The sequence below is a fragment of the uncultured Neglectibacter sp. genome (assembly GCA_937958185.1).
Classification (GTDB): domain Bacteria; phylum Bacillota; class Clostridia; order Oscillospirales; family Acutalibacteraceae; genus Acutalibacter.
Map to the genome: position 1 here is coordinate 1 of CALFFN010000015.1, position 12,314 is coordinate 12,314.

General features: G+C 55.8%; 9 protein-coding genes. 3 read left to right on the plus strand and 6 right to left on the minus strand.

The features are described 5' to 3' along the window. Positions 1–179: 179 nt before the first annotated feature. Together ychF and AB8996_RS04270 are read right to left on the minus strand one after the other, a co-directional pair. Positions 180–1,274 carry a redox-regulated ATPase YchF gene (gene ychF, locus AB8996_RS04265; RefSeq protein ID WP_369297731.1) on the minus strand — a complete coding sequence of 365 codons (1,095 nt, stop codon included), beginning with the start codon at positions 1,272–1,274 and terminating at the stop codon, positions 180–182. 67 nt (positions 1,275–1,341) lie between these two features. After that, positions 1,342–2,691 (minus strand): MATE family efflux transporter, encoded by a 1,350-nt coding sequence (locus AB8996_RS04270; RefSeq protein ID WP_369297732.1) that lies wholly within the window; start codon positions 2,689–2,691, stop codon positions 1,342–1,344. Positions 2,692–2,838: 147 nt separating this feature from the next. Between AB8996_RS04270 and AB8996_RS04275 the strand changes: the two genes are divergently transcribed. Beyond that, positions 2,839–3,735: a LysR family transcriptional regulator gene (locus tag AB8996_RS04275; protein WP_369297733.1), complete on the plus strand. Its 897-nt coding sequence runs from the start codon at positions 2,839–2,841 to the stop codon at positions 3,733–3,735. A gap of 222 nt (positions 3,736–3,957) precedes the next feature. On the opposite strand, the gene AB8996_RS04280 is transcribed toward AB8996_RS04275, so the two are convergent. The 3 genes from AB8996_RS04280 to AB8996_RS04290 all read right to left on the minus strand — a co-directional run bounded on the left by AB8996_RS04280 (position 3,958) and on the right by AB8996_RS04290 (position 8,731). After that, positions 3,958–5,412 (minus strand): MATE family efflux transporter, encoded by a 1,455-nt coding sequence (locus AB8996_RS04280; protein WP_369297734.1) that lies wholly within the window; start codon positions 5,410–5,412, stop codon positions 3,958–3,960. A gap of 848 nt (positions 5,413–6,260) precedes the next feature. Continuing rightward, positions 6,261–8,027, minus strand: coding sequence for an S-layer homology domain-containing protein (locus AB8996_RS04285; RefSeq protein WP_369297735.1), 1,767 nt, complete (start codon positions 8,025–8,027; stop codon positions 6,261–6,263). A 182-nt stretch (positions 8,028–8,209) separates the two neighbouring features. Further along, positions 8,210–8,731: a methylated-DNA--[protein]-cysteine S-methyltransferase gene (locus AB8996_RS04290; RefSeq protein ID WP_369297736.1), complete on the minus strand. Its 522-nt coding sequence runs from the start codon at positions 8,729–8,731 to the stop codon at positions 8,210–8,212. A gap of 673 nt (positions 8,732–9,404) precedes the next feature. On the opposite strand from AB8996_RS04290, the gene AB8996_RS04295 reads away from it, so the two are divergent. Next, positions 9,405–11,189, plus strand: coding sequence for an S-layer homology domain-containing protein (locus AB8996_RS04295; protein ID WP_369297737.1), 1,785 nt, complete (start codon positions 9,405–9,407; stop codon positions 11,187–11,189). 235 nt (positions 11,190–11,424) lie between these two features. Here AB8996_RS04295 and AB8996_RS04300 read toward each other — a convergent pair whose 3' ends face one another. Beyond that, a complete protein-coding gene (locus AB8996_RS04300) occupies positions 11,425–11,706 on the minus strand; it encodes a GNAT family N-acetyltransferase (protein ID WP_369297738.1) in 282 nt (93 codons plus the stop codon). A 47-nt stretch (positions 11,707–11,753) separates the two neighbouring features. On the opposite strand from AB8996_RS04300, the gene yfcE reads away from it, so the two are divergent. Continuing rightward, complete coding sequence (gene yfcE / locus AB8996_RS04305; RefSeq protein WP_369297739.1) at positions 11,754–12,296, plus strand: phosphodiesterase; 543 nt, start codon at positions 11,754–11,756, stop codon at positions 12,294–12,296. Positions 12,297–12,314: the final 18 nt, after the last annotated feature.

The window sequence follows — 12,314 nt, forward strand, 5'->3', positions numbered from 1 at the left end:
CCCCGGATATGAAGATCGTGGGCGTCACTGAGGACGGCAGGGAAGTAGAAATTTTCCGCAATGGAGATTTTGCGATCTGAACCGATTCCAAGAACAGGAAAGGCAGGGCGACCAAATCGGTCTGCCCTGCCCTTTGCTTTGTAAAATCATCTCTAAAGTGTATGGAGAAAAAGGGAGCCTTATACGTTGAAGCGGAACAGCACAATATCCCCGTCCTGCATGACATATTCCTTTCCCTCGGAACGGACAAGCCCTTTTTCTCTTGCGGCACTCATACTGCCGCATTTCATCAGCTCGTCAAAGCCGATGACCTCCGCCCGGATAAAGCCGCGCTCAAAATCGGTGTGGATCTTTCCAGCTGCCTGGGGGGCTTTGGTGCCCTTCTGGATCGTCCATGCCCGCACCTCGTCCTTTCCTGCCGTCAGGTAGGACATGAGCCCCAACAGGTCGTAGCAGGCGGTGATAAGCCTGTCCAACCCGGATTCCGTCAGGTTCATGTCGGCAAGGAACAGCTCCTTTTCCTCCGGGTCAAGGGAGGAAATCTCCGCTTCGATCTCCGCGCAGATGGGCAGAACGGCGGCGTGCTCCTTTTCGGCAAATTCCCGCACCGTTTTCAGGAAACGGTTTTCCTCAATGCCGTTTTTGAAATCCTCCTCGCTCATGTTGGCGGCGAAGATAATGGGCTTGTTGGTCAGCAGGGAAACGGAGGAAAGCAGCTCCGCCTCCTCTTCGCTGCACTCCACGCTGCGGGCGGAATTTCCCGCTTCCAGCGCGGACTGCACCCGCTCGAAGAAATCCAGCTCGGTCTGGTATTTTTTGTCCGCCTTCAGCATTTTCCTGGTTTTGTCAATGCGGCGCTCCAGCACCTCCATGTCGGACAAAATCAGCTCCAGGTCAATGGTCTCGATGTCCCGCGCCGGGTCGATGCTGCCCTCCACATGGACGATGTCGTCGTTTTCAAAGCAGCGCACCACGTGGACGATAGCGTCCACCTCCCGGATATTGGACAGGAATTTATTGCCCAGCCCCTCGCCCTTGGAGGCGCCCTTCACCAGCCCGGCAATGTCCACGAACTCGATGGTGGCAGGGGTGAATTTGTTTGGCTCGTACATATCCCGCAGTTTCAGGAGGCGCTTGTCCGGCACAGCCACCACGCCCACATTGGGTTCGATGGTGCAGAAGGGGTAGTTTGCAGACTGCGCTCCGGCGTTGGTAATGGCGTTAAACAGGGTGCTTTTGCCCACGTTGGGCAGCCCCACGATTCCCAGTTTCATAAAATATCCTCACAGCTTTCCAAAATACTACTGCCATTATACCCGCTTTGCGCCGGATTTGCAAGAACTACGCGTCAGTCTGATCTAAGCCTGCCCTTTGCCAATTCCCCGACCGATAGAAAAGAATGGACAGAACCGTTGAAATCAGCCAGCCGATCGGCCATGCGGCCCAGATACCGATTACGCCGAGAGCGGTGGAGGACAGCAGCTTTGCCAGAACTACCCGCAAAATCAGGTCGGTAAAGGTGGCTGCCATAAACTGGCGCATCATTCCGGCGCCCCGCAATACGCCGTCCGCTGCCAGCTTGGCGGCAACCACAAAGTAAAATGGAGCGAAAATGGAGAGAATGCTGACCCCGGTATCCATGGCGACCCCGGCAGGCGCGTCGAGGAAAATGCCCACAAGGGTCCTTCCGAACAGCAGGTAGAGCAGCGTGACCGGGACGCATATGAGCCATACCAGCTTCAGCCCCGCCCGGAAGCCCTCTCTGATCCGGGAATATTTTCCGGCGCCGAGATTTTGCGCGGTGAAATTGGAAATGCCGTTGCCCAGCGTCGTCAGAGAGGTGATCATCAGGTTATTCAGCTTGATGGAAGCGGAATAGCCCGCCATCACGGCAGAGCCAAAGGTGTTGATGATCCCCTGGATCAGGATATTTCCCACGGAGATGAAGCTTTGCTGCAAAATGCTGGGGACCGCTATGGCGGCGACCTTTCCCAGCAGCCGCCAGGAAAACAGCCGGGGCGGGGTTCCCGTTCTTATTTTGGCAAGACGGAGGAAGACAAAAACGACCGCGAGGACACAGCTGACCCCCTGGCAGAGAAAGGTCGCCCAAGCCACTCCGGCAACCCCCATGGAAAAGGCGGTCACAAAGAGGATATCCACGGCGATATTTGACAGGGAGGAGCAGGCGAGAAACAGAAACGGCGTTTTGGAATCTCCCAGGGCGGAAAAAATCCCTGTGGCAATATTGTAGTAGAAAACAAAGGGGAGACCCAGAATGTAAATGTCCAGATACAGCTTGGAATCTGCAAAAACATTGTCCGGGGTATGGATCCAGGCTAAAAGGTTCGAGCAGAAAGCCGTTCCTGCCGCTATCAAAAGGGCGCAAAGCACGCCGCCGGCGATCAGCGTGGTGTACACGGCGGTTTTCAGGTCGCCGTACTGCTTCCTGCCAAACAGCTGGGACACGATGACCGAACAGCCGATATTGCAGCCGAACGCGAACGCGATAAAAATGAGGGTGACCTCATAACTGTTGCCCACTGCCGCCAAGGCGTTCTCGCCGATGAATTTCCCGGCTACGAAGCTGTCCGCAATATTGTAGAGCTGCTGAAAGAGAATGCTTCCGAACAGTGGAAGGCAGAATTTCCAAAGCACGGCGGAAGATTTTCCAACGGTCAGGTCTTTGTTCATGGAGAAAAGCCCCCTGTCATTTTGTTCCCGTTTGAAAACGGTTGACACACGTTCCCCCTTATTTTATAATTCTGGTATACTATGTGTAAAATGTATGTTTGATATTAAAGAAATCTCATTTTGATATGAAACCCCGGGAGAAACACAATGTACATCAATTACGACTATTATCGGATTTTCTTCTATGTGGCAAAATACAGGAGCTTCACACAGGCTGCCAATGCCCTGATAAACAACCAGCCGAATGTTACGCGCACCATCAAAAAGCTGGAAAGCGAGCTGGGGTGCACCCTGTTTATCCGCTCCAACCGCGGGGTAAGGCTCACGCCGGAGGGGGAAAGGCTGTACGAGCATATCCGAATCGCTGTGGAGCAGATTCAGGCGGGGGAGGAGGAGCTGGCAATGGAAAAAGGGCTGGAAAGCGGCACAGTTTCGGTGGGCGCCAGCGAGGTGGCTCTGCGGAGCTTCCTGCTGCCGGTCCTGAAGGAATACCGGCTCCATTACCCAAAGGTCAAGCTGAGAATTGCCAACTATTCCACCCTGCAGGCAATTTCCGCGCTGAAAAGCGGCGCGGCGGATATTGCGCTGGTCACAACGCCCACAGGGGAGCAGCGGGCGTTGAAAATCAGAAATATCAAGGAAATTCAGGAAACGGCAGTTTGCGGCGCGGCATTTTCCCAGCTTTGCGGAAGGACCGTCTTTCTCAAAGAATTAGCGCAGTTTCCTATTATCTCGCTGGGAAAGCACGCCAAGACCTATGAGCTTTACACAAGTTGGTTTTTGCAGCACGGGTTGGAATTTAAGCCGGATATCGAGGCAGCCACAGCGGATCAGATATTACCGATGGTGAAAAATAATTTGGGGATCGGTTTCGTCCCGCAGGATTTCCTGTCCGAGGAGGGCGGTCCCGCCGTGATGCGGCTGGAGCTGAAAGAACAAATTCCGAAGCGGGCGATCTGCCTGATCAAGCGGGAGGATCAAACGCTCAGCATTGCCGCGAAGGAGCTGGAAAGAATGATACTGTCCCGCAGGACGGCGCCATGAGCTTTGGAAAAAATTACGCGAAGCCCTGAAAAAGAGCTTCGCGTTGTTGTTTTTATAAATGACAGGTATACTGTGCCGATCCTTGGGGAAGATATGCAGCTCAAAGGGGATATTTTCCCGGCTCAGCACCAGAAAAAGCTTCAAGCTGCTTTTTCCGGCTCATGCTCTTTCCCGCAGTATGACCGCGCAGAACGGAAAACTCTGCGATATCAGCAAAGCGGTTCAGCTGTTTTTGGCGTCCGGCTCAAGCTGGACCTCCTGTGGTCCCTCCGGCGTACCTGCAGGAACGCTGACGATCACTTTCTTTTTCCAGCCGCCCCGGGCATAGGCAAGAGAAGTCAGGGCAGCGCCCACGACCCAGGAGATCAGCAGGGAAAGGTACAGTGGGGTGGGAGCGCCGGAGCCCATCGTACCGCCGGCAGGACGGGTGAGAAGCTCCAGCCCATACGCCACGGGAACGCGGATCACCACTGTGGTGATGATCGAGATCCACATGGGGGTCATGGTGTCGCCCGCGCCGCGCATTACGCCGGAAAGGATCTGCGTCACCGCCATGGCGATATATCCGATCGCCAGCGTGAACAGCATCTGCTGACCCAGCTCGATAACCTGCTCCGTCTGAGTAAACATTCCCATCAGATATCTGCCAAACAGCAGGATCAGCGCCACCAGGGCTACGGAAACGGACAGCCCCAGCTGCAGTCCCTTTTTCGTCCCCTGTTCCACGCGGTCGATGCGCCTTGCGCCGATATTCTGCCCGGCGTATGTAGTCATGGCGGTGCCAAAGGTAAAGTTGGGCATCATGGCGAATCCGTCCACGCGCATGACCACCGTATTCGCGGCAATCACCGCCGTGCCGAAGGAATTGGTAAGGGACTGAATGATAATCATGGCAAAGGAGAAGATCGCCTGTGTGATACCGCTGGGCAGACCCAGACGGATCAGCTGGAACAGCAGGCTCTTCCGGGGGATCAGCAGCTTCGGCGTGATCGTCAGCACATCCTTCATGCGGAGCAGCCGCACGATGCACAGAATGCCGGAGATCGCCTGAGAGATGATGGTCGCCCAGGCGGCGCCGTCTACCCCCATCTTGAAGCCTGCCACAAAGAGAACGTCCAGCACGATGTTCAATCCGCAAGCCACCAGCAGGAATACCAGCGGCATAATGGAATCACCCAGCCCGCGCAGCACGCCGGAAATGATGTTGTAAAAGCCGCTGCCCATAAAGCCAAGGAAAATAATGATCATATAGGCGCAGGAGGCGTCGTAAATATCGGCGGGGGTATCCAGCAGCGACATGACCGGGCGCGTGATGAGCGGTCCCACCACCATGATGATCAGCGAGGTGACAAAGGTGGCTGTGATGGTGGTGCCCATCGTTGCGGAAAGCTTTTCCCTTTCCTTTGCCCCAAAATACTGGGAGACCATAATGCTCGCGCCGACAGAAATACCCATGAACAGCACCAGCAGGAGATTGATGATGGGACCGCTGGCGCCGATGGCAGCCAACGCGCTGTCACCCACGTAATTCCCCACCACGATGGAGTCCACCGTGCTGTAAAGCTGCTGCGCCATGTTGCCGATCAGCAGCGGCACTGAAAAACGCACCAGATTGTTCATGGGTTTCCCCTGCGTCATGTCCTGTGCGCCAAACAGCGCAGAAATCTTACCAGACATACTTGATTTGACCTTCCTTCCCCAAATTTTCTTTTTCTTTCTACTTTTCCTACCAAACACGCACCTGCGGTGGGCGCACCTGCGGTGAGCAATCGTGAATCCTCTTTGTGCAAAGAAAACCCCCAGCGACCCGACCGCAGACTTTTTTTCCTTCTAAATCGTATAACATCTTAAACGTCTATTATCGTACCGGCGCGGAATGCGCCGACCACTTGGAAGAAAGCCAGTGCTTTTCGAGCTTGCGAGAAAAGAGAAGTGCTTCGCGCTTCAGGCTTTCTTCGTGATGATTGCTTTGCAATCATTTTCGCACCTGCGGTGAGCAATCGTGAAGCCTCTTTGTGCAAAGACCCCCCAGCGACCCGACCGCAGACTCTTATCTTTTCTGACGCCTAACACATGGGTGAGCGTGTCCCGGTAGGGGGAATCTGACCCGACCGAGGTCATGATTGCCAGTGGCAATCGTCCATGACCGGCCGAGCTGACAAGCGGGAACGTTGCCAGACGCATGCCACCGACATGCAGCAACCGAGCCGACAGGCGAGAATGGGCATTCGTGAAATATCACAGTGCAAACCACAGGCAAATCACCCGGCCGCCACTTTTTTGTCCCTTCTAAGCATCTGGAATCCAATATCTATTATATCATATGATCTTCCCAATTTCTTTTGTGGGAAATCACAAAGTTCAGGGAAAAATTTTTAGAGGCTTTCCACAATTTCAGAAATTCCCGAAGCAGGAACAGAAACTGAACCGATAGAAAAAGAGAACACCGAACGTATTCGGTGTTCTCCGAATATTTTCTGTTCTGCCGTATGGCGACCCGGCAATTCGGTATGCACAGGCGGCGCTTAGTTGATCTGCAGATACAGCGCAAACATCTTTGCCATGTCCGCCCGGGTGAGCTGCCCGGCGGGGTTCAGCATTTTGTCAGGGGCGGAAAGATAACCTCTGGACACCGCCCACAGCATGGCGTTGCGGGCTTCCGGCTCCAGCAGGCCGGAATCGCGGTACCCATGGTACATTCCGATATCCACCATGGTGGCATATCCTCTGGCGTGGGTAAAGCGTGCCAGGCACAGGGCGGCTTCCTCTCTGGTGATCAGGCGGTCAGGGAAAAACGCGCCGTTCTGCAGGGGGAAGATTTTTGTACCCGCCGCCCAGGCGGAGGCGTCGGCGTACCATGCGGTTCTTTCGATATCTTCCGCGTAAACAGGCTCCTTACATTCAACCTGGAACTCAGCTCCATAGATCTCCAGCCGCTTCAGCACGGAAAGGTACATGGCACGGTCGGCTCTCTGCTCCGGGGCGAACCGGGTCTGGCTGACGCCCTGCAAAATGCCGTTGCGCGCCAGAAAAGCCACAGAATCGGCATAAGTGGCGCCCTGGGGGATATCAACAAAGGCGGCAGGGTCTACCACAGGCAGGCTGGGCCCGGCGGGAATCCTTCCCTCGGCAAAGGTCACATCTACGCTGTTCTGCTCGCTGGCGACCTCAAATTCATAGCGGGTAATGCTGCCCATGGGCAGTCCGTTGATGGTCACATCTTCCACGTGATATCCGTCATAGGCGGAGATCACCACCACTTTGCCCTTGTCCTCCACTGTGACCACGCCGCCGTAATTGGTGACGATTTTGGGGCGGAGCGCATCAGGGTCTTCCGGGTCCGAGCCGGGACGGTTGGGGTCATTGCTTTCCTGCCCGCCGGTAAAGGTCTCGCCGGGCTGAACGGAAACCGCCCGCCCCATGGCGTTCATCACCGTAACGGGAGAGGAGCTGTGATTGATGAAATTGGAATGCACCCCGGTCAGGCGGATAGAGCCGCTGTAGCTTACGGGAGAAGCCTCCAGGACCAGGGAGCTGTCCTCTCGCACCTCGATCACGCCCGTGCCGGACAGCGCACCCCACAGGGTCAGCACCGCGCCGGACTGAATGGTGATCCCCGTATTGGTCATTCTGGCAGAGCCGGGAACGGAGATCTGTCCGGCAATCGTCAATGGCGAAGAAACCGTCAGGTCTGTCAGGCTCCGGGGCAGGGTGATGAGCGCGCCGTTCGCGGCGGTGTAGGCAGTATCACTGGTCAGGGTAGTGGTAGCGGATACGTCCAGCGTCAGCTTGTGCAGCGAAACCCCGGCAAAGGCGTCCGCAGCCAGACGGTTGACAGCACTGGGAAAGGTCATCTCCGTCAGGCTGGTGCAGCCGGAAAACGCCCTGGAGCCGATGGTGGTCACGGTGCCGGGCAGGACAATGCTTTGCAGCGGCACGTTTTCCAGCGCGCCAAGGACCACGTCCCCCACCGCGCCGCCGATTTCCGTCACGGTGTAAAAGCGCATGTCGTTTGCGTCAAAAGCGCGCTCGGGAATGGTGTACGCGCCGGTATAGCCTTCGTAGGACTGCATATCGGCATTCTGGTACAGCTTCACAGTGTTATCGCCGTCCTCCGCGCGAAGCCCGGTGATGACGTAGGCAAACGCCGGGTTCCCGCTGGTGAAGAACGCACCCTTCATGCTGGCGGCAGCTGTCGTCATGCCCGCCATGGGCAGGGCAGAAACCAGCAGCGTCAGCGCCAGCACCAGACAGACCAGTCTGCCGCGGCGCTTGTGGTACATCTTTTTCATAAGAAAAATCCACTCCTTGATAAACTTCGGAAAATTCATGTCCCAAGAGCCGCCGCAGGTAGGCGACCCCTAATTATGTATACCAGAGTATATCATAAATTTTTACAAGATACAATTCATTTTTCCGAAAAAGCCCAGATTTTTTCTGTTTTTTACCGATTTTCTCCCAATTCGGAGGGAAATCAGCCGTTTTGCAGGAAGATTTTTCCAGTCTTGTCCGTGCTCAGCCGAATTTTTCCCACTGCCCGGTTTCCCCGCTCCAGGGCAAGCAGGGCGGCTTTCACTTCCATGCCCCCGCCGTAGCCGGTAAGGGAACCGTCCGCGCCGATCACCCGGTGGCAGGGGATAAAAATGGAAATGGGGTTGTTGTGGTTGGCGGAGCCCACCGCCCGGAACGCTTTGGGCGATCCTGCCAATGCGGCGATCTCCCCGTAGCTTCTCGTTTCCCCGTAGGGAATGGTCAGCAAAGCGTTCCACACCCGGCGCTGGAAGTCCGTGCCCCTGGGGGCGAGGGGCAGGTCAAATTCCCGCCGCTGCCCGGAAAAATATTCCGCAAGCTGTGTTTCCGCCCGGGAAAGCAGTTCCGTGCTTTTCTGCTCCGCCCTGCCGTCCCATTTTTCAAAAAGCAGCTCGGTGATCGCGCCGTCTTCCTCGGTCAGCCGCAGGCTTCCCACCGGGGAAGCGATCCATTTTGTCGCTTTCATTTTCTATCGTCCTTTCTTGATTTCCAAAATTTTACAAATGCCGTTTTGCAGGAGGATTTTTCCCGAAAAGCCGGGAAAAACAGAGGAAAATGCTGGTATGACAATTTTTGACAGGATTTGCAATTTGCGTCCTGCTCTGCTATTATGGACGCTGGACGTTAGATGCCGGATGCCAGATGTCCAAAAAGAGAAAGAGTCTGCGGTCGGGTGATTTGCTTGCGGTTTGTGCAAGGACGCTGCACGAATGCTCACCGCAGGTGCGGTCGGGTCGCTAGGGGTTTTCTTTGCACAAAGAGGCTTCACGATTGCCCACCGCAGGTGTGAAAATGATTGCAAGCAATCATTACAAAAAAGGTCTGAGGTGTGAAACACCTCTCTTTTCTCGCAAGCTCGAAAAGCACCGGCTTTCTTCCAAGTGGTCGGCGCATTCCGCGCCGGTACGATAATAGACGTTTAAGATGTTATACGAATTTAGAAAGAAAGAAGTCTGCGGTCGGGTCACTGGGGCTTTTCTTTGCACAAAGAGGCTTCACGATTGCCCACCGCAGGTGTGAAAATGATTGCAAGCAATCATTACAAAAAAGGTCTGAGGTGTGAAACACCTCTCTTTTCTCGCAAGCTCGAAAAGCACCGACCTTTTTCAAGAGGTTGTTATTGGGAGGTATTTTTTGTTATGTTGTGGAAACGTTTGTCCGTCTGTCTGCTTGCCGCAGCCTGCCTGTTGTCCTATTCTCCTGCCGCGCTGGCGGCAGAGGGGGACGGTTCCCCCGCTCTGGAAACGCAGCCGCTCGCCGTTGTGGAAACTGCCCCGGAAGAAACGGAGACTGTTCCCTCAGAAGATGAGACGGAGAACGTTGACGAAACGATCCCCTACTTCCCCACCGTCTGTGACGAGGTGGGCGACCTGCTGGAGACCCAGCAGCACGACGCCTATATTCAGGGATATAAAGGCGCGTTCCGCCCCAACGGGAAAATTACCCGGGCGGAAACCGCCCAGATGTTTTACTCCCTGCTGAAAGACAAACCCCAGTCCCCGGAGTTTTCCTTTGAGGACGTGCCGGAAGGGCAGTGGTACACGGAGCCTGTACGGGCGCTTGCCTCCCTGGGGGCAATCAACGGCTATCCCAGCGGGCTGTTCTGCCCGGGACGGAGCATCAGCCGGGCAGAATTTGTCACCATTGCCGCCCGGTTCAGCAGGCTGCTGTCCAGCGAGACAACATTCCCGGATCTGGACACGGCGGAGTGGGCGATCCCCTCTATCACCTCCGCCGTCGCTCACGGCTGGATCAAGGGCTACCCGGACGGCGCCTTCCGCCCCAACTCTCCCATCTCCCGGGCGGAGGCAGTGGTCATTCTGAACGCTATGCTGGGGCGCACCGCCGATAAAAACGCCGTGCGCATTTCCCAAACCACAGAGTTTTCCGATGTGGAAAGAACTTACTGGGCGTATTCCCAGATCAGCGAAGCCGCCACCTCTCACAGCTATGCCCGGACGGACGACGGCGAGCTTTGGGAATTTCCCGACCGCTATAGCGGCGCCGCGTGGGTTGCGGACGAGACAGGCTTTTCCTATCAGCCCACAGAGGGGGTTCCCCTGACAGGCTTCCAGCATATCGGCGAATACACCTACTATTTTGACGAAACCGGGGTGCTGCAGACCGGCTGGCAGGTCATCGACGGCAAGCACTATCTGCTGCCGGAGAAAAATCAGGAGCAGCATTCCCTGCAGATCAGCGAGCTGCTGACCAAGGTAAACTTCCGCGCCGCCCAGCGCGGCTTTGACGATATCGACTACATCACCGTGCATTACACCGCCGAGCCGGGCGTTTCCGCCCACGGGGAGTGCCTGTCCTTCGAGGACAGATACCGTGCCGCCTCCGCCCATTTCTTTGTGGATTCGGACGGGATATGGCGCTGTGTGATGGACAGGGACATTTCCTGGCACTGCGGCAACGATGTGTACTATCACGACGCCTGCCGGAACGGAAATTCCATCGGCATTGAAATGTGCTGTGAAAAGGTGGACGCCGCCCACGCGGAATCTCCCTATGACGATGACTGGTACTTCCGGGAGGGCACCATGGACAACACCGCCCGGCTGGTGCGGGAGCTGATGATGCGCTACGGGATCCCGCTGGAAAACGTGGTGCGCCACAACGATATTTCCCACAAGACCTGCCCCGCGCCTTTCGTCAACGATTTTTCCGCCTGGCAGGGCTTTCTGGACCGCGTAGGCGAGTACCGGGTGGACTATGACGGCTCGTATCCCGCCCGGGTGACCCGCGCCGCCGTCAATGTCCGCACCGGACCGGGCGCCGGTTACCCTGCCGTCACCACGCTGAAGCGCGGCGAGACCGTCACCGTGCTGGAGGAGTACGGCAAGGACAACGACCCGGACGGCCGCTGGGTGAGGATCGACAAGGGCTGGATCTATTACGAATATATTTCCCGTAAATAATGGAAATAATGGGCGGAAAAAGAAAGTTCGACAAAGAACGCCGAACATTCTTTTTCGTAGTCTCTAGGGTACACTCCCATCAATGGACGGAAAAAAGACTTTGTGGTATGAAATACCACAATTCTCCTACGGAGAACCGTCTTTTTTCACTGCCTCACAGGTACACTGTTCTATGGGTTTTGGTGTTTCAAGATTCGCAGAATGGGCGGAAAAAGCTTTGGCTGCGCCGCAAGGGTTACTCTGCCCTTACGTCTTCATACTCCGGGTGGCGGTCGAACCAGGTGACGGCATAGGAACAGACCAGCCTTGCTTTTTTGCCCTCTGCCCGCAGGGTGTCTGCCGCCGCCTGCAGCAGCTGGTCGGCAATGCCCTGTCCCCGCAGCGCCGGAGCCACAAAGGTGTGGTCGATCTCCGCTACGCCGTCTTCCTTTGTGGGAAAGGTGACCTCTGCCAGAATTTCCCCGTTGCCGTCCAGCGCGAAAATGCGTCCCGGCGACGTTTGGAATGGTAGTTCCATTGGAATCTCTCCTTTTCCAGAATCTGTTTTTGAAAGGACCTTGTGCTATGAAATGGTTGATTGCATCGGATATCCATGGGTCTGCGCCCTGCTGTGAAAAGCTGCTGGAGGCTTTTGAAAGAGAGCGCGCGGATAAGCTTTTGCTGCTGGGAGATCTGTTGTACCACGGTCCGCGAAACGACCTGCCGGAGGGGTACGCGCCGAAAAAGGTCATCTCGCTCCTGAATGCCAATAAAGACAGAATCTTCTGCGTCCGGGGCAATTGCGAAGCCGAGGTGGACCAGATGGTGCTGGATTTTCCGGTGCTGGCGGACTACTGCCTGCTGGAAGCGGAAAATCACCTGATTTTCGCCACCCACGGACATCACCACGATCTGGAAACGCCCCCGGCGCTGCAGCCCGGCGATGTACTGCTCCACGGGCACACCCATGTCCCGGCAAAGGACGGCTCCCACGGCTTCTGGTACCTGAATCCTGGCTCGGTTTCCATTCCCAAGGAAAACTCCCCCAGGAGCTATATGACATTGAAAAGCGGAAAGTTCCTGTGGAAGAAGCTGGACGGCGTGGAATATGATTCCCTTTGCCTTTGAACATATCAGGCGTATCAA

What these genes read in the sequence shown, in the direction of transcription:
- ychF (WP_369297731.1), bottom strand. Translation starts at nt 1,274, where the DNA reads ATGAAACTGGGAATCGTGGGGCTGCCCAACGTGGGCAAAAGCACCCTG.
- AB8996_RS04285 (WP_369297735.1), bottom strand. Translation starts at nt 8,027, where the DNA reads ATGAAAAAGATGTACCACAAGCGCCGCGGCAGACTGGTCTGTCTGGTG.
- AB8996_RS04280 (WP_369297734.1), bottom strand. Translation starts at nt 5,412, where the DNA reads ATGTCTGGTAAGATTTCTGCGCTGTTTGGCGCACAGGACATGACGCAG.
- AB8996_RS04290 (WP_369297736.1), bottom strand. Translation starts at nt 8,731, where the DNA reads ATGAAAGCGACAAAATGGATCGCTTCCCCGGTGGGAAGCCTGCGGCTG.
- AB8996_RS04275 (WP_369297733.1), top strand. Translation starts at nt 2,839, where the DNA reads ATGTACATCAATTACGACTATTATCGGATTTTCTTCTATGTGGCAAAA.
- AB8996_RS04270 (WP_369297732.1), bottom strand. Translation starts at nt 2,691, where the DNA reads ATGAACAAAGACCTGACCGTTGGAAAATCTTCCGCCGTGCTTTGGAAA.
- yfcE (WP_369297739.1), top strand. Translation starts at nt 11,754, where the DNA reads ATGAAATGGTTGATTGCATCGGATATCCATGGGTCTGCGCCCTGCTGT.
- AB8996_RS04295 (WP_369297737.1), top strand. Translation starts at nt 9,405, where the DNA reads ATGTTGTGGAAACGTTTGTCCGTCTGTCTGCTTGCCGCAGCCTGCCTG.
- AB8996_RS04300 (WP_369297738.1), bottom strand. Translation starts at nt 11,706, where the DNA reads ATGGAACTACCATTCCAAACGTCGCCGGGACGCATTTTCGCGCTGGAC.